Raw genomic sequence first — 22,847 nt, 5'->3', positions numbered from 1 at the left:
TTTAAACAGTTTGTTTTTGATTGTATATTTTTTTGTTTGAGATCAATTCAATAATTGTTTCTGTAACTTCTTGAAAATGTTTTAGTTTCTCTTCAGAAAGATTGTTTCTAACAGCATCATTAAAAGTTAATACACGATCACGTGAGTATTCTCTTTTTTCTTTTCCAAAATCTGTTAGATGTATAAGAACGCCACGACCATCTTCGGGATTTGGTTTACGTTCTATTAAACCTAACTCATCCATCTTTTTTAAAATGCGTGAAAGGCTAGTTGCTTCCATTCCCATAATTGGGCCTAGAGATGTTGAAGGTGTACCGTTTTCAGGATCAATACTTAATAATGTAAAACCAGTTGCCATTGTAGAATCGAATTTGGCAGCTTCTTCGTTATACATCTTATTTACTGCTAACCATGTGGTTCTTAGTAAATAATCAATAGTTTTATCTTTCATTTAAATGGAGTTCTGTTAATAGAAATCCAAATATAGTAAAAATTTATTATGCACGCATAATAAATTGATAAATAAATAATTTAGAATTATAAAATAGCGAGAGTATAGGTGTTTATAGATTTAACACCTATATATTTTATCGTAAAGGTCTTGATATATATCTTTAATAATCTTACGTTTCATTTTCATTGTAGGTGTTAAATGCCCACCATCTATAGACCATACATCTGGAGTGAGTTCAAAACGTTTTATTTGTTCCCATTTACCAAATTTTTTGTTACAAGTATCTACTTCTCTTTGAATACGATCTTTAATTTCTTGAGAGTTTGCAATTTCTTCTCCAGATTTTCCTGTACTTTTTTGTTTTCTGTCTATCCAATCTTGAATAAACTCAAAATTGGGTTGGATAAGAGCTGCTGGCATTTTTTCACCTTCACCAAGAACCATAACTTGCTCAATAAAACGTGATTGTTTTAATTCATTTTCTAAAAGTGTAGGAATAACATATTTTCCACCAGATGTTTTAAACATTTCTTTTTTACGACCTGTAATTTTTAAGAAACCATCTGCGTCTACTTCTCCTTTATCACCAGTATGAAAATAGTTATCTGTCATAACGCTAGATGTCTTTTCTGGATCTTTAAAATACCCCATCATTACGTTTCTTCCTTTAATTAAGATTTCTCCATCTTCAGCGATTTTTACTTCGACGCCTTTAATTGGTTTTCCTACTGTTCCTAATCTAAAATGCTTGTTGGCATACATTTCTACAGAAACTACTGGTGAGGTTTCTGTAAGACCATAGCCTTGCATCACTTGCATTCCGGCAGCAGAAAATATTTTCGATAATCTAGTTTGTAAAGGGGCAGAGCCAGAAACTATAGTTGTTAATTCTCCTCCTAAAGCAGCTCTCCATTTACTAAAAATGAGCTTGTTCGCAATTTTTAATTTAAATTCATACCAAGCTCCATTTTTTCCATAAGGTTCCCATTGCTCACCTAAATTAACTGCCCAATGGAATAATGTCTTTTTTATACCAGATAAATCTTCCGCCTTAGCCATGATTTTATCAAAAACCTTTTCTAAGAGTCTTGGCACAACGCTCATTAAATTAGGTTTAATTTCTTTAGCATTGTCTCCAATTTTATCTATGCCTTCTGCAAAGTATACAGTTGTACCAGCATATTGGTATATATAGATAAGAACACGTTCAAAAATGTGACATATTGGTAAAAAACTTAAAACTCTAGTTTCTTGCCCTAAATTTGGTAAACGATGCGATGCATCTAAAGCATTACTTGTTATATTATCGTGAGATAACATAACGCCTTTTGGTTTTCCTGTTGTACCTGATGTATATATAATTGTAGCTAGATCTTCAGGTTTTACATCATCTTTTCTTGCTTGAACTTCTTGTTGGTTACTGTCATCTTTTCCAAGTTCAAACAATTCAGAATAATGTTTGCATCCTTCAATATTATCAAAAGAGTATACGGCTTTAATTTGGGTATTTGCTTTTACTTTATTTACTTTTTCTAAGACTTCTTTATCAGAAACAAAACAATATGTAGAACCACTGTGGTTTAATACATATTCATAATCTTCATCAGAAATAGTTGGGTAAATAGGAACATTTTGCGCACCTACTTGTAATACTCCAATATCCATTATATTCCATTCTGTTCTATTGGTAGTGGATATAATAGCAATTTTATCATTTTTATTAACCCCAAGTCTTAACAATGCTCGACTAATCATATTTGCTTTTTCAACATATTCTTTTGTTGAAATTGGAGTCCATTTCCCGTTGTACTTTGTTACCAAAGCACTATCAAGATTGTGTTTTTCAAGTTGATAATAAGGAAAATCAAAAAGGCGAGTTATTTCTGTCATTTGTATGGCTAACATTTTAAAATGTCTTGCAAAATATGAATAAATAAGGGATTTACAAATAACAGGCAAAAAAGGAGCTGTTAAAAACAGCTCCTCTGCTAATTGATTGATAGCATGAATTTATACGTTACCTAAGTTTATTTAATAACTAACTATTTTTAAATGAATCCCTTAACTTTCATTTAATTAAATAAATATTTAGTATAAATTCTATGTAAATGTAAGTAGAATTGGACAAACAAAAAAGTAAAAAATCGTAATATCTACTCTTTTAAATACTTTTTGAGAAGCGAATTATTTTTTTTGAAGTACTCTTTTGGAGACTGATTCATAAAGAGTTTAAAGTCTTTTATAAAGTGAGATCTGTCATAATAGTTATACATATCAATCAACTCTTTTAATTGTACTTCATGGCTTTCATATTTTTTCATTAACGAAAAAAAACGATATAACTTTATATACTTCCCAGGCGTAAGCCCTACAATTTTTTTAAACTGAATTTCTAAATTTTTTTGAGAGATGTTAATTGTATTTAAAATATTTTCTACAGTTATTAAACCATTATGTTCTCTTATAAATTTTATTGTTTTATCAATAATCTTTGTATACTTATCTTCGTAAATGGGTAAGTTTAATAAAGCCGTTTCAAGTAATTTTACTTTATTTATGTTCTTTATTTTTTTTTCAAAGATGGGATTTATAGTTTCATATATTTTTAGATTTACTTTTTTTAAACATAAATGTTTATCGGTATATTTTGATAAATCTTCCTTTAATAGCTTATATAAAGTAGTTGGATGAAAACTAATGCCAAAATTGGAACTTTCGTTATCAATTTTTAAGTTATACGATCTGAATGATTGACCAAAAATGATTAACCCTTTATTGTAAAAGGTGCCTTTCGAAAATGTAATTTCATAAGGTTTCTCTGTTTCGACATAAATGAAATGGCTTTGCCCTGTTGGTAATATCCTAGATTCAAAAGGAATATCTTTGGACTCAAAATAAACTTCGTAAAAATTATCTATTATATGCGAAGCTTTCTCACTTTGAAAGTAGTTGAAAATCATTAAATATAGCGATGGTAAATTATCGCAAAAGTAAGGAATTTACTTACTAAAAAAACTATAATTCACTTTATTTTCAATCTATTAGATAAACTATTGAAGAATAAAAAAAGTAGCTATTTGCTACTTTTTTTGTTTTATTTATAGGTTATTTCTTTTCAATCCAAAGTCTAGCATTAACAAATGCTTCTATCCAAGGAGAAACTTCATCTTGTCTATTTTCTGGGTAATTTGCCCAGTTCCATTGGAATGTAGAACGTTCTATATGTGGCATCGTTACTAAATGTCTTCCAGTTTTATCACATAGCATCGCAGTATTAAAATCTGAACCATTTGGATTATTTGGATAGCCTTCATAACCATATTTTGCTACAATATTGTATTGGTCTTCAGTTTTTGGTAAGTTAAATTTACCTTCTCCATGAGAAATCCAAACACCTAAAGTTGTTCCCTCTAATGTGGATAACATTACCGAATTGTTTTTTTGAATAGCTACTGAAGTAAATGCACTTTCATGTTTTTGAGAATCGTTATGAATCATTTTACCATGAATATCATGTTCTGGATTGATAAGATCTAACTCCATGAATAATTGACATCCATTGCAAATACCGACAGATAAAGTATCTTCACGATTAAAGAAATCGTTGATCACTTTATTTGCTTTGTCGTTATATTTAATAGCACCTGCCCAACCTTTTGCAGAGCCTAAAACATCTGAATTAGAGAATCCACCAACAGCGCCTAAAAACTGAATGTCTTTTAAGTCTTCACGACCAGAAATTAAATCGGTCATGTGTACATCTTTAACATCAAAACCAGCCAAATACATAGCATTTGCCATTTCACGCTCTGAGTTTGAGCCTTTTTCACGTAAAATTGCTGCTTTTGGTCTGTTAGTTCCAATTATTGGTAATTTTCCCGTAAAGTGTTTAGGAAATGTATAAGTTAAAGGTTGATTTTTATAATTTTTATAACGCGCTTCAGCTAAATTATTAGCAGTTTGTTTTTGATCGAGTAGGAAAGAGGTTTTATACCAAACATCTCGTAAACGTGAAATTGTCATAGTAAATACTTCTGCTTGATTAATTACACTAAGTGTGTCACTTTCTGTAACTTTTCCTATGTTGAAGAATTCTATGTTAGCATTGGCTAATACTTCTTCAATTGAAGCGTCTTTAGATTGAAATACTATACCTGCATTTTCTCCAAATAATACTTTACAAGAATCTTTTTGGTTTAAAGCTGTAATGTCAAGTTCTGCACCTAGATTAGTATCAGCAAAACATAATTCTAATAAAGTAGTTATTAATCCTCCTGAAGCAACATCATGACCCGCAACAATTTGCTCATCTTTTATTAATTGCTGAATAGTATTGAATACATTTTTTACAAATCCAGAATCATTGACATTTGGTGCATCATTTCCTATTTTATTCAAAATTTGAGCGAAAGAACTTCCGCCTAATTTAAAATCGTCTTGAGATAAATTAATGTAATAAATATCTCCACTGTTTTTGTTAAAAACCGGCTCTATAACTTTTGAAATAGCATTACAGTTACCTGCAGCAGAAATAACTACAGTTCCAGGAGAAATAACCTCTTCATTAGGATATTTCTGTTTCATTGATAAAGAATCTTTTCCAGTTGGAACATTAATACCTAAATCTATTGCGTATTCAGAGATGGCTTGTACAGCTTCGTATAATCGCGCATCTTCTCCTTCATTTTTACAAGGCCACATCCAGTTGGCTGATAAAGAGATAGATTGTAAACCGTCTTTTAAAGGCGCCCAAATAATATTAGTTAACGCTTCTGTAATACTATTACGACTTCCGGCTACTGGATTAATTAATCCAGAAATAGGGGAGTGACCTATTGAAGTTGCAATACCTTCTTTTCCTTTATAGTCTAAAGCCATTACACCTACATTATTAAGTGGTATTTGTAATGGACCTACACATTGTTGCTTAGCAACTTTACCACCAACACAACGGTCAACTTTATTTGTTAACCAATCTTTACAGGCAACAGCTTCTAGTTGTAAAACTTGGTCTAAATAGTTATAAAATTCATCTGGATTATATGAAATACCACCATAGTTTCTATCTACAGTAACATCATTCATTATAGTTTTTGGTGAACTTCCAAACATATCTTCTAAGGCTAAATCCATAGGTTTGTCTCCTTTGGTTTTAGACTCGAAAGTAAAACGATGCTTACCAGTTACATCACCAACTGTATACATAGGTGAGCGTTCTCGATCTGCAATTTTATTTAATGTTTCTATATGTTTTTCTGCAATAACTAATCCCATACGTTCTTGAGATTCGTTACCAATAATTTCTTTAGCAGATAATGTTGGATCACCAACAGGTAAAGCGTCTAAATCTATTTTTCCACCTGTATCTTCTACTAATTCACTTAAACAATTTAAATGTCCGCCAGCTCCATGATCGTGAATTGAAACAATAAAGTTTTCATCACTCTCAACCATGCCTCTAACAGCATTGGCTGCTCTTTTCTGCATTTCAGGATTAGAACGTTGCACAGCATTAAGTTCTATTCCTGAAGCAAACTCTCCTGTATCGGCACTAGATACAGCAGCTCCACCCATTCCAATACGATAATTTTCACCACCAAGAATTACTATTTTATCACCTTCTTTAGGTGTATCTTTTATAGCTTGATTAGCTTTGCCATAACCAATACCTCCAGCTTGCATTATAACTTTGTCGAAGCCTAATTTTCTTGCATCTTGTTCGTGTTCAAAAGTTAAAACTGAACCGCAAATTAATGGTTGGCCAAATTTATTTCCAAAATCTGAAGCACCATTACTAGCTTTTATTAAAATGTCTACAGGCGTTTGGTATAACCAATCTCTAGCTTCCATTTTTTGTTCCCATGGTCTGTTTTCTTCTAAACGAGAATAAGAAGTCATATATACTGCTGTTCCAGCTAAAGGTAGAGAGCCTTTTCCTCCAGCAAGTCGATCTCTAATTTCTCCTCCAGAACCAGTTGCAGCTCCATTAAATGGTTCTACAGTTGTCGGGAAGTTATGAGTTTCTGCTTTTAGAGAGATTACAGAATCGTAATCTTCTGTTTTATAAAAATCGGGCTTATCGGCTGTTTTGGGAGCGAATTGTTCAACTTTTGGCCCTTTTATAAAGGCAACATTATCTTTATAAGCCGAAACAATATCATTTGGATGTTGTTTTGATGTTTCTTTAATTAATTTAAATAGTGACGTTGGCTTTTCTTCACCATCAATAATGAAAGTCCCATTAAATATTTTATGTCTACAGTGTTCTGAATTGACTTGAGAAAAACCAAAAACCTCAGAATCTGTTAGAGGTCGACCAATTTTTTTAGCAACACCTTCTAAATAATCAACTTCTTCATCGCTTAATGCTAAACCTTCTTGTTGATTATAAGCAGAAATATCTTTAATATTAAGAATGGCTTCTGGCTGAATGTCGATTGTAAACATGTCTTGATTCAAGCTGTTAAATTTTTCAGAAATCATTGGATCGAAATCTGAGAAATCTTCTGTAGACGCTTTAAATTCTTCAATTCTAATAACACCTTCAATTCCCATGTTTTGAGTGATCTCTACCGCATTAGTACTCCAAGGTGTTATCATGGCAGCACGAGGACCAATAAAAAAAGCGTCAAGAGACGCTGCATTTATTTTTGGTTGGTTGCCAAATAACCATGTCAATTTTGAAATGGTTTCAGTTGATAATTCTTTTGTTGCTTGAACAGCAAATACTTTACTGTTTTGGTTTCCGAAGAAGTGAATCATTATATTGTTTAGTTTGTATGTTGATTTTTAAAAGCACAAATTTAAGTTTTTTAGTAGTATTCTTTTATAAAAAACAACGATTAATTATAGAGTTATTCACTTGGTTATTAACCATAAAAAAAACGACTCTATAGAATCGCTTTTTTATTAAAGTATTTATGAAGTCATATATTATTAATTAGCACCTTCAGGAAGTTGTTGTATAAATACATAAGTAGATGTTGGTGGTCCACCAAATACTGAGTTTGATGGATTATTAAAGATGTTATTTCTTACATGTAATACATCACTTGAAGCTCCAGAATATACAGTAACACCATCCATGTCTATATCTGTAGAATTATAACCAGAAGATGGGTAACTAGCTACTGGAGGTCCACCAAATACAGAGTTATTAGGATCATTGAATACTTGACTTCTAATTCCTGGAACATCAGATAAAGCGCCAGAGTAATTTAAGCGGCCATCGCTATTACTATCACCTGCCCACATTGCTAAGATTCCATTTGGCATTCCAAATGAAGTTTGAGCGTCTGTTCCATTAGTAATAGGAGTACTGTTATCTGTAAAGTCTACCACTAATATTGTATTTGAAAGCGTAACAGCTCCAATAGTCATAATACCTAAATGATTACGGTGTTTTACTGTAATAAAATAATCGGTAGGAGGAGAGCTAAAACTTAATTCAGAAACTCCATCTATTGCTACAATATTTCCATCTCGTTGTAGTAACGCCGATTGACTTTCTATTATTGAAGTATTATTATTTGCATCTCGTAATTGTACTAAAACCCAATCTACAATTGCATTTGCTCCAGTTGTATTAAAAATAGACGCATCGCATGTTGTTACATCATATGGACTGGTAGTTGGTATTAAGTTATTTACTCTTAAATCATCTCGCATCCAATTTTCTTCACCAATAACAGCACTTCTATTTATAGCCGGACCTTGTAAATATACCTTTGCTGATAGTTTTAAATCACTTGGTGCAGAGTAGCATGTCCAAGATAAATTATCAATAGATACACGGTCTGATGTTGATGCTTTGTCTGTAAAAGAAATAGAGACATTTCCTTCTATATTAATATTAGAAATAGTGATGTTTTGTTCTACATCGCTGTAGGCAACAGTTCCAACTGCAGAACCATTTACTCTTAATGTAAATGTACCACTGCCACCACTAAAAACACGTTTAGTAGTTACAGTTAGTTCTCCAATACCTCCAGCTATTGATGGAGAGGTTAATGTTCCATTTCTAACAGTTACTGCTTTTGCTGTAATAGTTTGATCTGTTCTAGAATCTGTAGCATTCCATCCATTAGTAATGCCATCTATACCAGTCCATGAAAAACTTGAATAAGAAGAACCGTTATTAGGAATGGTTTCAAAGGTTTCACTAACACAATCTGTGCCTGTTGGTGGTCCAGCGATTGTTGTTTCGTTAACAGAATTACTTTGCATTGACATATTACCTGCTGCATCTTTTGCTAATAAAGTAAAAACATATGTAGTTTCAGGATTTAAGCCTGTAACGGTATAGGTTGTAGTTATAGAGTTTGTTGTTACATAAAATGTCCCATTTACATATACATCGTATGTTACTACACCAATATTATCTGTTGAAGCGGTCCAAGCTAAATCGACTGTTGAAGCAGTAGGATTTGAAGCTATTAGATTTGTTGGCGTTGTTGGGTCTATGTTATCTGGTGTAGGATTCCATATTAAGTTCGCATATTCTGGATGGTCAACAAAAGGATTTGCATTGCCTTGAAAATTATAGGCGGCATCATTTCTTTCTCTTTCTCTTTGATCTACAGGATCTACATTATTATGCCAATCTAGTAAAATAGCAATGGCCCAATCTTCAAATGCTTGATTTTCAGTCCCATTAAACATATCAAAATTATAGGTATCTACATTGTTTTGATATCGAGTTGCGAAATACAGTAGAGCTCTAGCAATGTCACCTTTAAATTCATCTATAGGTTCAAACATAGTTCCAGAAAAGCCAACAGTATCACTAGGACCTCTTTTTGAACCATTTAATGAAGTGAAATCTGTAGGGTTTGGTTCTACTACTTTTCCAAAAGGTAAGGTGCCTCTAAAATTATTTACTCTTCCATCTGTTGGAATTACATGATGAATATCTGTAAACATTGGCGTCGATTCTGATGAACCCCATGACGATGATGGCACTAAATGTTCTCTATTGTAACAGTCACCTTCGGCTGATTGATTACCGCATTGCTTTAAACCATGATTATATAAATAGGGATCATTATATGGTGTTGCATTTAATGGATTTGTATCATTGTCTTCTGGATTTTCAGAATACATATCTAAAATGCTTCCGTCATTTTCATAATTTTGTCCAGAAGATACACTAACATCAGAGTGGGTATCTATATAACCTTGTGATCCAGAAATTCCTGCTCCATCAAATAACTGATCATAACTTCTTGGTGTGTGACCACTAGTAGTAATATTTCTTAGTTCAGTTTTTAAAGAGTAGCCAGTTAAACCATTAGCACTATTATAATAATTAGCAGGAACTTGAGCAAGAGCAAGAGTACTTATTAATATTAAGCTTAACGCAAAGTATAGTTTTTTCATTCTTAGTAGGATTTAAATAAAACAATGGTTTTGGGGAACTATTGATTTTATGATTTTATTAGTTTCTTGGTGATTTTTCCTTTTGCAGTTTCTAATTTTAATATGTAAACCCCTTTATTTAAACTTTGAGTATTTACTTTATTATTTTGTTGGCTAACTTTTCCAGAAAGGACTTGTTTCCCTAAGATATCATAAATTTTATAATTGGTATTGGTATTCGTTTCAATTGTTAAAATTGATGATGTTAATGGGTTTGGGTAAATGCGAATAGTTTTTTTTGAAAACTCATCTACTGAAAGATTAGTCCAACGATTTTCAGCAGGAGTTCCTCCCCAAATAACTGTAGCTATATATGGATTATCTATAAAAGGGTTTCTATTACCTTGTGCTCCAGCAATAATAGATTGTCTGTTGTCTTCAAAATCTGAAACAGGGTCTTCTGCATTCCATTCTAAAAATAGGGCTAGTGTTCCAACATCATTAAAGGGCTCATCATACCTTAGATTTAAATACATAATCATTCTGGCAACATCTCCTTTCCATTCATCTCCAGGAAACCAACTATTGCCTAAATCTTGATACCCACTAGGTACTGCAACATCGGCAAAAGGATCGTTTCCTCTATTAGAGTTAATAGTAATGTCACAAGTTCTTAAATGGTGTAAATCTCCACGAGCAGTATTTCCAATTAAAGATTGTGGATATACATGTTCTGTGTTAAATGTTTGAGTTGGATTGGGATTAGAACCAGATAACCACTCATCATCACTACGACTCTCACCAGTATACATTAAAATAACATTAGATGGAGTTGGTAATGTTAGATCTTCATCTGCATCATATAGATAATCGTGTCTTTCGCTGTAATCTAATATGTTTGTATGTTTTGCTATTGTTTCTATTGCTAAATCGTCAAATAGAGTAGTGCCAGTTGTAGTAAAATCGACATCATTATAATATGCTTGTAACTCTGTTGGCGGTGTTAATTGCCCGTAACTGTATACTGTTAAAAATAAAGTTAGTATGGTGTAAAAGTGTTTCATATTACAATTGTTTTATTTTTTTTCTAATAATGCCATATAAAATCCATCAAAACCAGATTCATGACTTAAAATCTTTTTGTCCTTTACAAAGTTAAAGGCTTTTCCGTTTTCAGATGCTAAAAAGTTGTTAACTTGTTCTTGATTTTCTGAAGGTAAAATAGAGCAAGTAGCATAAACTAATTTCCCTCCAGGTTTTACCATTCTAGAATAACTATTTAAAATATCTTGCTGCGTTTGTTTTATTTTATCAATAAACTCAGGTTGTAATTTCCATTTTGCATCTGGATTTCTTCTCAAAACACCTAAGCCAGAACACGGTGCGTCTATTAACACACGATCTGCTTTATCGTATAATTTTTTAATTGGTTTTGTAGAGTCTATAACGCGCATTTCTATATTATGAGCTCCATTACGTTTAGCACGACGTTTTAGCTCTTTTAATTTATTTTCATAAATATCCATTGCAATTACTTGTCCTTTGTTTTCCATTAAGGCAGCAATATGTAATGTTTTACCACCAGCACCTGCACATGTATCTACAACTTTCATTCCACCTTTTACATCAAGAAACTCTGCAACCAATTGTGAAGAGGCATCTTGTACTTCGAAAAACCCTTTTTTAAAAGCTTCAGTTGTAAATACATTTCCACGTTGGGCTAATTTAAGAGCATCAGGATAACCTTTAATAGCTTCTGTTTCTATATCTAAATCAAAAAGCTCAGCTTGTAATTTTTCTTTAGTGGTTTTTAATGTATTTACTCTTAAAATAACATCTGCTTGTTGGTTTAAAGCTACTGCTTCTTTATTCCAAGTTGCTTCTCCTAATTCTTTTGCAGCTAAAGCATCCATCCAGTCTGCAAAAGATTCTTTTATTTTTCTAATCTTCGATAGTTCGTCAAACCGCCCTTTTATTTTTCGTGTAGGCGTACCTTCAAAATATTTCCAATCAGGTAATTTAATACCCTTTAGTGTTGCCCAAACTGCAAATAATCTCCAAATATCGTCACGAGAAAACGGCTCTTTTACCTGAGCAATTTCTGCATACAATCGTTTCCAACGCACAATATCATAAGTTGTTTCTGCAACAAAGCCTCTGTCTCTACTTCCCCAACGCTTATCACGCTTTAAAAGTTGTTGTACTACTTTATCTGCATATTGACCTTCGTTAAAGATTAGTAATAAACCATCAACCGTTGCAAAACATAAATTTCTGTGTAATCTCATTGTCTATAAATTATTGCCTGAATTTCTTGAAAAACAGCGTGCAAAGGTACGTTAAAAAGTTTATTTGATTGTTTTGTTTATGAGTTAATTGGAAAGTTTTATCTTTCTAAAAAAATATAAAACATGAAATATAAAATTATTTTAATTCTATTTTTAATTGTTTGTTTTTCTTGTAAAAAAGATATTAAAAAAACAGAAGTAGAATTTACGCCAAGAGATATTAAAGAAGTAGAAATAGGTTTATTGTTGCAAGATTCTACTTTAAATGTTAGAGCTTTGGAAGTGAATGAAGGAAGAGTTATTGCTGCAACATCAAATGGTGAGATATATCGAATGATTTTGAGTCATATGGATAGTTTTGAAAAAGGAAACTATTTTAAATACGAAGAAGACTCTCTTCAAGTGAATAATTTTAGAGCTTCTGCATTTCAAGGTGATTATTCATATACGTTATCAATAGGAAGTCCTGCAAAATTATTTAAAGATGGAGAATTAGTTTATCAAGAAAACCACGAAAAAGCATTTTACGATTCAATGGACTTTTGGAATGATAAAGAGGGAATTGCTATAGGAGATCCAACAGACGATTGTATGAGTGTTATTATTACTAGAGATGGCGGAGCAACATGGACTAAATTGCCTTGCGATGTATTACCAAAGGCAAAAGAAGGTGAAGCTGCTTTTGCGGCTAGTGATACTAATATTGCTATTGTAGGAGATAAAACTTGGGTTGCAACAGGAGGAAAGGCAAGTCGCGTGTTATTCTCTCCAAATAAAGGCAAAACATGGGACGTTTTTGAAACACCAATTATACAAGGTGTAGAAACTACAGGAATGTATTCTATAGATTTTTATGATGAGAATAATGGATTTGCTATTGGAGGCGATTACACAAAACCAGAAGATAATATTGCAAATAAAATAAAAACCAAAGATGGCGGAAAGACATGGGATTTAGTGGCACAATATCAAAATCCGGGTTATAGAAGTTGTGTTCAATATATTCCTAATAGAAAAGGTGAAGAATTAGTAGTAGTTGGATTTAAAGGAATAGATTATTCAAATGATGCAGGTATTAGTTGGAAACATTTAAGCGATGAAGGTTTTTATACTTTACGTTTTGTAAATGATAGTGTAGCCTATGCCGCAGGTAGTAAACGTATAGCGAAACTTACTTTTAGATAATAAGTAAATTATAATAAGTAAAAAAGCAGCCATGAGCTGCTTTTTTATTTTAATTTCGTTCTTGTTGTTTACGTTTTTTAAACTCTTTTCGTTCTCCTCGATGTCAGTCTTTAAACTCTTTAATCATTTTTTGTCTAAATGATCGATCTGCTTTCATGAGTTTCAATATTTTTTTAGCTGACAATATCTTACTAAGTTTAAATAAATAACTATGATATAATTCTTGTTTTTTATATTCCATTTTGATAATACCTTCTAAATGACTTTTTGCCTCATCTTCAGTTAAGTCATCGATACTTTTTGTTCGCTTTAACCCTGAGTTTTCTTTAAGCTTAATTCGGGCTTCTTCATTTGCATTATAAATAGGCCAAAAGGCTTGTGCTTCTTTTTCTGTTAAATTTAATTCCTCAGTAATATGAGCAATTTTTAAAGCTTTTACTTTGTCTTTATTTAATCTTTGCGCAAAAGTATTTGCCGATATAAATAAAACTATAAATGGGATTAATAATTTCTTCATTTTTTTTAATTTTTTATTCTATAAATAGTTCATTCACTTCTACAGACTCTAAATAAGATTCTAAAGTATCATCACTAATATCGTAGTCTATAAATTGAGTTTCATCAAGTTCGTTTTCTAGAAATAAATCTGCTAACTCAAAATCGTTTGTTTCATCTAAAATGTAATTGTCTACAGTTTCAGTGTTTAAATCGTTAATAGATAGTGTTTTATTGTTAAATATATTTAAGCTAAACAATAATACAATAGCAGCAGCAATACTAGAAATCGTTATTATATTTTTTCTATTAAAAAGTGAAATTATCTTTGTTTCTTTTTTTATAGGAACTTCAAATTCATCAAAATAATTTTCAGGTATTTTAAAACCAGTATTATTTGCAGAATTTTTTAATTTAACTTCTGTTATAATAGAGTCTTCAAGTTTACTAAAATAGTTTTCAGGAACTTTGAATCCTGAATTCTTTATATTATGTAAATTTTTATTATTCATCTTATTTATAAGACTATATATATTATAAATGGTTTAATTACTTGTTAAATAAGCTTCTAATTTTTTTATAGCAATACTATAAGATGCTTTTAGAGCACCTTCACTCGTTTCTAATATTTGAGACATTTCTTTGTACTTTAAATCTTGAAAATATTTCATATTGAAAACGAGTTGTTGTTTGTTTGGTAAAGTAGCTATTGCTTTTTGAAGTTTTAATTGAATGGCATCTCCTTCAAAATAAACATCGGATTCTAAATTATTAATAGCTATATTTTGTACTTCTTCACTTGTAATTTGTAAGCGTCTAGCATTTTTATTTAGTTGTGTTATTGCTTCGTTTGTTGCAATACGATATAGCCATGAGTATAACTTACTGTCACCTTTAAATTTATCAATACCCTTATATACTTTTATAAACGTATTTTGTAATACATCATCTGTGTCGTCATGAGACTTAACAATATTTCTAATGTGCCAATATAAGCGTTCTTTATAAAGAGATACAAGCTCTTTAAAGGCTATATCTTTTTTTTCAGGTATCTGTAATTGTGCTACAAGTGTTTTGTCGTCTGTCAAACTTTGATTTTTACTTTAGACTCTAACAATTTGTTTTGGTTTAAAATTAGTTTGATTTTTTATTTTTTGTTATAAATAAATGGTGTTTTTTATTAACAATTTAAAATGTTGATTATCAGTATTTTGCAAGTAAAAACATCGATTAAGTGTTGATAAGTATCGATTAAAAGCGTTAAAAATTTGTTTTTAACATTTTTTTAATATATTTTTACATCAATAAACCTACTAAGCATTGTTAGTTTTTGCCCCAAATCTAGCAGAGAATAAAAAGGATAAACTATATAGTTTATCCTTTTTTATTTTTTTAAGTTTTTAGAGTTACTCAAAACTTTGCATATCTACTAACTTTTTATAGATACCATCTTTTGCAATTAATTCATCATGTTTTCCTTGTTCTGCAATTTCACCTTTTTGCATTACAATAATTTCATCTGCATTTTGAATAGTAGATAATCTATGTGCTATAACTATAGATGTTCTATTCTTCATCATGTTTTCGAGTGCAATTTGTACTAAACGTTCACTTTCAGTATCAAGTGCTGAGGTTGCTTCATCTAATACCATGATTGGAGGATTTTTGAGTACAGCTCTAGCAATACTTAAACGCTGCTTTTGTCCGCCAGATAATTTATTTCCAGAATCGCCAATGTTGGTATTCATGCCATTAGGTAATTCTTTAACAAACTCCCATGCATTTGCTATTTTTAAGGCTTCAATAACTTCTTCGTCTGTAGCATCTTCTTTGCCAATAAGAATATTGTTTTTAATTGTTTCATTAAATAGAATAGAATCTTGAGTTACTAAACCCATTAAACTTCTTAACGAGTGTTTTGTTAAGTCTTTTATATTTTCACCATCTATTGTAATGCTACCTTTATTAACATCATAAAATCGAGTTACTAAATTTGCAATTGTACTTTTTCCACTACCAGATTGCCCTACCAAGGCAACAGTTTTTCCTTTTGGGACTTTAATACTAAAATCTTTTAAAACATAATGATCTTCATATTTAAATGAAATATTATTTATACTAATTTCATTATTAAATTGAGTCTTTAATTTAGCATCAATATTATCAGCTATTGAGCTTTCTGTTTCTATTATTTCTAATACACGTTCTGCTGCTGCATTTCCTAACTTTACAGAATACGATGCTTTACTAATAGCTTTTGCAGGTGTTAGAATTTGATAAGCTAAAAGCATAAACCCAATAAAACTTCCTCCATCTAATGTTTTTTGAATAAAAACTAGATTTCCTCCATATAATAAAACACCAGCTATTGTTAGAATTCCTAAAAACTCACTTACAGGAGAAGCTAAATTTTGTCTGTTTAGTAGAGAATTAGAGAAATTAAAATAACGACTTGTAGATTCTTGAAATTTATTATTAAAACTTGCTTCTGCATTAAAACCTTTGATTACTTTTAATCCTCCTAAAGTTTCTTCTAATAAAGACAGAAAAATACCAACTTCACCTTGAACTTTATGTGACTTCTTTTTTAAGTTTTTACCAAGGAATGAAATGATAAATCCAGAAATAGGTATAAATAGGAAAACAAAAATAGTAAGTTTAACACTTAAAAATAGCATGACAGTAATTGCGAAAATAATAGTTAGAGGTTCTCTAACTATTAATTCTAGAACAGATAAAAAGGAATTTTGTACTATTGCTACATCTGTAGTTATTCTTGATATAGTATCACCTTTTCGTTTTTCAGAATAAAAAGAAATAGGTAAATCTAAAATTTTAGAATACATTTTATTTCTAACATCTTTTAATACTCCATTTCTTAAAAAGGTTATATAAAATAATGAAAGATAGCCGAAAAAGTTTTTTAGTAAAAACAATACAATTATTATGCTGACTATAAAAAACAAAGTGCTTTCAGGTCCTTCGTTAATCTGTTTTTGAGTTATAGTGTAATTAAAAAGTTTTACAAAATAATCTTTAGAATGTATTATTCCATTCCAAGTAGGTTTAATAAATATTTTTTTTGTATCATCAAATAAGACATTAACCATAGGGATTAAGGCTATCATAGATAGAGTACTAAATAATGCGTAAAAAATATTACATATAATGTTTAAAATGGCATACCTTTTATAAGGTATAGCGTAAGCTAATATTTTTTTTAAATAATAATTCATTTAGTTAAGATTCATGTCTTTTAAAATTGCATCAATCCTTGTTTCCAATTGTTGTTCCGTTTCTATAAACTCTGCCACATTGTCTAATGCGGTATTCACACTTATATAAAATTTTATTTTTGGTTCTGTACCACTTGGCCTTAGTGCTATTTTGCTTCCATCTTCTGTATAATAAATTAATACATTAGATTTAGGTATTGTAATAGTATTGGTCTCTCCAGTGGCAATGTTTTTAGTAATAGATAATTGATAGTCTTCAATGCTTATTACTTTAGAACCATTAACTTCTGTTAATGGGTTTTCTCTGGCATCAATCATCATTTGTTTAATTTCTTGAGCGCCTTCTATACCTTTTTTGGTAATTGAGACTAAGCGTTCTTTATAGAAACCATGTTCATTATATATGTCAATTAATTCTTTATATAATGAACTTCCTTTTTCTTTAGCTTGAGCTGCAATTTCACAAGCTAATAAAGCCGATGTATTTGCATCTTTATCGCGAACAAAATCACCAACCATAAAACCAAAACTTTCTTCTCCGCCGCCAATAAAATCTACAGTTGGAAAATCTTTAATCATTTTGGCAATCCATTTAAAACCGGTTAACCCAATTTTACATTCTACGTTATACGCTTTAGCTAAAGTACTCATCATTGGTGTAGAAACAATAGTACTTCCTATAAATTGATTGCCATTAATCTTATTGTTAATCTTCCATTGTTTTAATAAAAAATTAGTCATTAAAACCATCGTTTGGTTTCCGTTAAGCAATATTAACTCATTATTTAGATTTCTTACTGCAATACCAACACGATCACTATCTGGATCTGTACCAATAACTATATCACCATTCACTTTTTGAGCTAAGTCTAAAGCCATTTTTAAAGCTTCAGGTTCTTCAGGATTTGGTGATGTTACAGTAGGAAAGTCTCCATTAGGTTTTCTTTGCTCTTCAACAATATTTACATTAGTATAACCAGCACGTTTAAACGTTTCAGGAATAGTTGTTATTGATGTGCCGTGTAGTGATGTAAAAACAATATTTAATTTTTCTCTAGCTGCGGCAGAAGTGTTAAAGCTTCCGTTTTTTACCGAAGCGTTAATAAATATATCGTCAATTTCTTTTCCTATATAATTAATAAGCGCCTCATTAGCTTCAAATTTAATTTCAGCATAATCTAAAGTATTTATAATATTAATGATTTCTGAATCTTGAGGTGGAACCAATTGCCCACCATCTTGCCAATATACTTTGTAACCATTGTATTCTGGAGGATTATGTGATGCAGTTAAAACAATACCACAATGGCAGTTTAAATGCTTTAAAGCAAAAGATAATTCAGGCGTAGGACGTAGGTCTTCAAATAAAAAAACTTCAATATTATTTGCAGAAAAAACATTGGCAACAATTTTAGCAAGAGATTTGCTATTATGTCTACAATCGAAAGCTATAGCAACTTTTAGTTTTTCGTCAGGAAATACTTTATACATATAGTCACTTATGCCTTGCGTATTTTTCCCTAAAGTGTATTTGTTTATACGATTAGTTCCAATACCCATTATACCACGCATACCGCCAGTACCAAATTCTAAATCTTTATAAAAACTCTCTTTAAGTTCTTTTGGGTTGGTACCAATTAAGTCTTTAATATATAGTTGCGTATCTTTATCAAATGAAGGTGTTAACCATGTATTTACACGTTTTAATAATTCTGGTTCTATGTATATCATAATTATGTACTATATGTGCGCAAAAATACGCAATATTAAAAAAGCTAAAAATTAAGGCCTTGTTAATTTAGAACAATATTTAGTTCTTCTTTTACTAAGTAACGTTTTTTATTTTCTTTGCTACGTAATATTATTTCACCTAGAAATCCTGCAATAAAAAATTGTGACCCAATAATCATAGTCGTTAAAGCTATATAAAACTGAGGTCTTTGAGTAATAAGTCTTCCTGAAGTGTGGAAAAATATTTTGTCAATTCCTATATAAGCAGCAAAAGCAAAGCCAATAGTAAACATAATAACACCTAGAGCTCCAAAAAGGTGCATGGGACGTTTACCAAAACGAGAAATAAACCAAATGGTTATAAGGTCTAAAAAGCCATTAATAAAACGATCCATACCAAATTTGGTTTCGCCATATTTTCTAGCTTGGTGTTTTACTATTTGCTCTCCAATTTTTGTAAACCCAGCATTTTTAGCAAGTACTGGTATATAACGATGCATTTCGCCATTAACATCAATGTTTTTTACAACATTATTTTTGTAGGCTTTAAGACCGCAATTAAAATCGTTAAGAATTACTCCAGATGTTTTACGCGCAGCCCAATTAAAGAGTTTTGAAGGTAGGTTTTTTGTAAATTTATTATCGTATCGTTTCTTTTTCCAGCCAGATACTAAATCAAAGTTTTCTTTTGTGATTTTATTGTAAAGTGATGGGATCTCTTCAGGATTGTCTTGTAAGTCGGCATCCATTGTAATTACTACGTCTCCTTTAGCTTTATCAAATCCAGCATGTAAAGCTTGAGATTTTCCAAAGTTTTTTAAAAATCGTATGCCTTTAACGTTATTGTCCTTTTGAGATAGAGATTCTATGGTAGTCCAAGATTTATCTGTACTGCCATCGTCAATAAATATAATTTCATGAGAAAAACGATTGGATTGCATGACTTTTGCAATCCAATCGTGTAATTCTGTAAGTGATTCTTCTTCGTTAAGTAGTGGTATGACTACTGATATGTTCATAAATGTATTTGAAAATGATTATTCAAATATATAACTATTATGCGTTTTCTGGGTTTCTTTTCATTATTAAAGCTACTATTAGTCCTATAACTGCAAAAAATACTAAGCTTTGAGCTAAAGAGAATAATTGAGCACTTATAGATTGAGAATCCTGATTTTCCATAGCTTCTACTTGTTTTGCTATTTCATCAAGTGGAGCTCCCCAATTTTTCATTGTTATTTCAGTTTTTTCAATAGCTAAACTCTTTAAATGTAGAGCAGCTTCTGGATCTACAAAATTAAAAATTAGATAACTTATTATGGTACTAATAATTATTCCTATCGCAACAGTAATAAAATAAGATGAAAAGGCTTGTTTAAAACTTATAAAGCCTTCTAATATATTTCTGGATTTAACTACAGATATAACACCAAACATAATTATTAAAATAGGTAAAGCTACTAGAACTAACCAAAAATTGACTAATAATTCTAATTTTATAGCATAGCATAGTACAGTTATGGCTGCTAATATTACACCTAAGTATAGGCCATAGTTAATTGATGAAGATTTTGTTGAAGTTTCCATAATTTTTGGTTTATATGTTAATTATGTATGTTAGTACCCAAAGATAGAAAAACGTTACATAAATAAGTTTAAATAAATTTTATAAAAAGTATTGTTGATTTATAAAATTTGCTTAAATTTGCACCTCGAAAAATAGAATACATTTAAAGCATTTAGCGATGAAAAAAGATATACATCCAGAAAATTATAGATTAGTAGCATTCAAAGACATGTCTAACGATGATGTTTTTATTACTAAATCTACAGCTAACACAAGCGAAACTTTAGAATTTGAAGGTGTTGAGTATCCATTAGTTAAAATGGAAATCTCTAGAACATCTCACCCATTTTATACTGGTAAATCTAAATTAATTGATACAGCTGGACGTATTGATAAATTCAAAAACAAATACGCTAAATTCAAAAAATAATTATAGCGTTTTAAACCATATAAAGCCTTTCAGTTTTACTGAAAGGCTTTTTTGTTTTCTGTAATTACTTTACTTTTGACTATATTTTTAAATTGAATTGTCAATTTTAATCCTAATACTTTATAATGAACTACATTCTTTTCGATGGACCATCAAGAAATCAACTATTACCATTTACATATACGCGTCCTGTTGCAGATATTAGAGTTGGTGTTTTAACTATTCGTGAAAAGTGGGAGAAATATTTAGAGGTTACTACTACGACAGTAACAGAAGACTATTTGTCTGTAAAATGGCCAATGGTAGAACTAGAATTTAATATAATGATTAATGCATCATTTTGTCCTACAAAAGAATTAGTAGAAAAGATTAGAAACTTAAAAAATAATCAGGCTATTTTTAAAGGAGAAGACGTTGTTGCTTTTTTTACTTCTGAAAATCAAGAAGATATAGATTTAGCTACTTTTGAAGCTATTGAATTTGATAGTGATTTAATAGTAATAGAAAATACCTGGGATATATTTTCTAAAAATGGAGAGGCTATTATTCAGGATTTTGAGTTGTTAACTAAAGGAAGGAAATCGCAACCAATTCCAAAATCAAATAATATTATTGCTCCAGAAAATATTTTTATTGAAGAAGGTGCTAAATTAGAGTTTACAACTCTTAATGCAAGTGCTGGACCTATTTATATAGGTGAGAATGCAGAGATTATGGAAACTAGTGTTATACGTGGCCCTTTTGTACTTTGTAATAACGCTACAGTAAAACTTGCTGCTAAAATATATGGACCTACTACTATTGGGCCGCATAGTAAAGTAGGAGGAGAAGTAAATAACTCGGTTGTTTTTGGTTATTCTAATAAAGGTCATGATGGTTTTTTAGGTAATTCTGTTATAGGCGAATGGTGTAATTTAGGAGCAGATACAAATAATTCTAATCTTAAAAACAATTATGCAGAAGTACGTTTGTGGGATTATGAAACTGAAGGTTTTGCTAAAACTGGTTTGCAGTTTTGTGGTCTTATGATGGGAGACCATAGTAAATGTGGTATTAATACAATGTTTAATACAGGAACAGTAATAGGTGTTATGGCTAATATATTTGGTAGCGGTTTTCCAAGAAATTTTGTGCCTAGTTATAGTTGGGGCGGAAGTGGAGGTTTTACTACGTATTTAACAAAAAAAGCATTTGAAGTTGCCAAAGTAGTTATGTCAAGACGTAGTATAGAATTTTCATCTGAAGATCAAATAATTTTAGAACATATTTTTGATGAAACTAAAAAATTTAGACGCGATTAATAAATAATACATTGATTTTTATAAGAATACATTTATATTGCGGTTATATATAATCCCCCAATTATATGAACCTGCTTTTTAAGAATATACTGTATTTTACATTATTGTATTTGGTGTTTTTTATAGTAGATACAATTGTTAAAGTTAATATAGAGTTAACTTGTCTTAGATATTTTACTAAGTCTAGCTTAATGCTATTATTACTATTGTTTTATGTTGTAAATCAAAATGAGCAATATAAGAGTAAAATGTATTTAGTAGTAATTGCTATATGCTGTTTTATTATTGGAGATTTTTTTATAATTGATGGTAAATCTAAACTTTTTATAACAGTTGGCGCTATCTTTTTTGCTGTTGCTAAAATTCTTTATACTATACGATTTTCTAATAATAACGATTTTAATATCTTAAGACTCATACCCTTTTTACTATTTTGTTTTGCATACATGAGTTTGGTTATGTTATTTATCTATAACAATCTAGGCGTTTATTTTTTTCCTGTATTAGTATATTTATTTATTGTGATGATAACTGCTCAGTTTGCGTATCTAAGAAAAAATAATGTGAATATTACTAGTTATTGGCTAGTTATTATTGGGATTGTATTGTCTATGTTTTCAGACAGTATAACATTTCTAAAAGAGTTTTATGATCCAGAGATTGCATATAATGAATATACAATTATGCTTTTTTATGGTCTGTCTCAATATTTTATTGTTGTTGGCCTTGTTAAAGAAAGTACTAATTTTAAAAAAACTAAAGTAAATCTAAGTTAGCCTATTATTAGTGAAATAGAATAGTCC

18 protein-coding genes are annotated in these 22,847 nt (G+C 30.5%); 4 read left to right on the top strand and 14 right to left on the bottom strand.

The features are described 5' to 3' along the window. Position 1: 1 nt before the first annotated feature. The 7 genes from Q0997_RS08985 to Q0997_RS08955 form a co-directional block, all read right to left on the bottom strand. Entirely contained in the window at positions 2–451 is a 450-nt protein-coding gene (locus Q0997_RS08985; protein ID WP_299887630.1) for a MarR family transcriptional regulator, read from the bottom strand. A gap of 120 nt (positions 452–571) precedes the next feature. After that, positions 572–2,344, bottom strand: coding sequence for a long-chain fatty acid--CoA ligase (locus Q0997_RS08980; RefSeq protein ID WP_299887627.1), 1,773 nt, complete (start codon positions 2,342–2,344; stop codon positions 572–574). Positions 2,345–2,607: 263 nt separating this feature from the next. Next, entirely contained in the window at positions 2,608–3,414 is an 807-nt protein-coding gene (locus Q0997_RS08975; RefSeq protein ID WP_299887625.1) for an AraC family transcriptional regulator, read from the bottom strand. Positions 3,415–3,559: 145 nt separating this feature from the next. Beyond that, on the bottom strand, positions 3,560–7,216 hold the full coding sequence (gene purL / locus Q0997_RS08970) for a phosphoribosylformylglycinamidine synthase (protein WP_299887623.1): 3,657 nt from the start codon (positions 7,214–7,216) through the stop codon (positions 3,560–3,562). Positions 7,217–7,390: 174 nt separating this feature from the next. Beyond that, the gene (locus tag Q0997_RS08965; RefSeq protein ID WP_299887620.1) at positions 7,391–9,832 is read right to left on the bottom strand and encodes an endonuclease; all 2,442 of its coding nucleotides are present in this window, start codon (positions 9,830–9,832) and stop codon (positions 7,391–7,393) included. A 47-nt stretch (positions 9,833–9,879) separates the two neighbouring features. Continuing rightward, the gene (locus tag Q0997_RS08960; protein ID WP_299887618.1) at positions 9,880–10,875 is read right to left on the bottom strand and encodes an endonuclease; all 996 of its coding nucleotides are present in this window, start codon (positions 10,873–10,875) and stop codon (positions 9,880–9,882) included. Positions 10,876–10,887: 12 nt separating this feature from the next. Continuing rightward, the gene (locus Q0997_RS08955; protein WP_299887615.1) at positions 10,888–12,099 is read right to left on the bottom strand and encodes an RsmB/NOP family class I SAM-dependent RNA methyltransferase; all 1,212 of its coding nucleotides are present in this window, start codon (positions 12,097–12,099) and stop codon (positions 10,888–10,890) included. 123 nt (positions 12,100–12,222) lie between these two features. Between Q0997_RS08955 and Q0997_RS08950 the strand changes: the two genes are divergently transcribed. Then, a complete protein-coding gene (locus Q0997_RS08950; protein WP_299887612.1) occupies positions 12,223–13,284 on the top strand; it encodes an oxidoreductase in 1,062 nt (353 codons plus the stop codon). A gap of 103 nt (positions 13,285–13,387) precedes the next feature. Here the strand turns inward: Q0997_RS08950 and Q0997_RS08945 are convergent, their stop codons facing one another. From Q0997_RS08945 to Q0997_RS08915, 7 genes are all read right to left on the bottom strand, one after another. Then, a complete protein-coding gene (locus Q0997_RS08945; protein ID WP_299887610.1) occupies positions 13,388–13,801 on the bottom strand; it encodes a hypothetical protein in 414 nt (137 codons plus the stop codon). A 13-nt stretch (positions 13,802–13,814) separates the two neighbouring features. Further along, positions 13,815–14,291, bottom strand: coding sequence for a hypothetical protein (locus Q0997_RS08940; RefSeq protein WP_299887608.1), 477 nt, complete (start codon positions 14,289–14,291; stop codon positions 13,815–13,817). Positions 14,292–14,324: 33 nt separating this feature from the next. Further along, positions 14,325–14,867, bottom strand: coding sequence for an RNA polymerase sigma factor (locus Q0997_RS08935; RefSeq protein WP_299887606.1), 543 nt, complete (start codon positions 14,865–14,867; stop codon positions 14,325–14,327). Positions 14,868–15,185: 318 nt separating this feature from the next. After that, complete coding sequence (locus tag Q0997_RS08930; protein WP_299887602.1) at positions 15,186–17,015, bottom strand: ABC transporter ATP-binding protein; 1,830 nt, start codon at positions 17,013–17,015, stop codon at positions 15,186–15,188. Beyond that, positions 17,016–18,746: a phospho-sugar mutase gene (locus tag Q0997_RS08925; RefSeq protein WP_299887600.1), complete on the bottom strand. Its 1,731-nt coding sequence runs from the start codon at positions 18,744–18,746 to the stop codon at positions 17,016–17,018. A 62-nt stretch (positions 18,747–18,808) separates the two neighbouring features. Then, on the bottom strand, positions 18,809–19,765 hold the full coding sequence (locus Q0997_RS08920; RefSeq protein ID WP_299887598.1) for a glycosyltransferase family 2 protein: 957 nt from the start codon (positions 19,763–19,765) through the stop codon (positions 18,809–18,811). Between the two features lie 37 nt (positions 19,766–19,802). Then, positions 19,803–20,333, bottom strand: a complete 531-nt coding sequence (locus Q0997_RS08915; RefSeq protein ID WP_299887596.1) for a DUF4199 domain-containing protein — start codon at positions 20,331–20,333, stop codon at positions 19,803–19,805. Between the two features lie 158 nt (positions 20,334–20,491). On the opposite strand from Q0997_RS08915, the gene Q0997_RS08910 reads away from it, so the two are divergent. From Q0997_RS08910 to Q0997_RS08900, 3 genes are all read left to right on the top strand, one after another. Next, a complete protein-coding gene (locus Q0997_RS08910; protein WP_299887594.1) occupies positions 20,492–20,743 on the top strand; it encodes a type B 50S ribosomal protein L31 in 252 nt (83 codons plus the stop codon). A gap of 125 nt (positions 20,744–20,868) precedes the next feature. Next, positions 20,869–22,044 (top strand): GlmU family protein, encoded by a 1,176-nt coding sequence (locus Q0997_RS08905; protein ID WP_299887592.1) that lies wholly within the window; start codon positions 20,869–20,871, stop codon positions 22,042–22,044. 65 nt (positions 22,045–22,109) lie between these two features. Beyond that, the gene (locus Q0997_RS08900) at positions 22,110–22,820 is read left to right on the top strand and encodes a lysoplasmalogenase (protein ID WP_299887589.1); all 711 of its coding nucleotides are present in this window, start codon (positions 22,110–22,112) and stop codon (positions 22,818–22,820) included. The last annotated feature ends 27 nt before the right edge of the window (positions 22,821–22,847 follow it).

Source organism: uncultured Lacinutrix sp., from assembly GCF_947500325.1.
Lineage (GTDB): Bacteria > Bacteroidota > Bacteroidia > Flavobacteriales > Flavobacteriaceae > Lacinutrix.
This window is presented reverse-complemented; position numbering and strand designations above follow the sequence as displayed.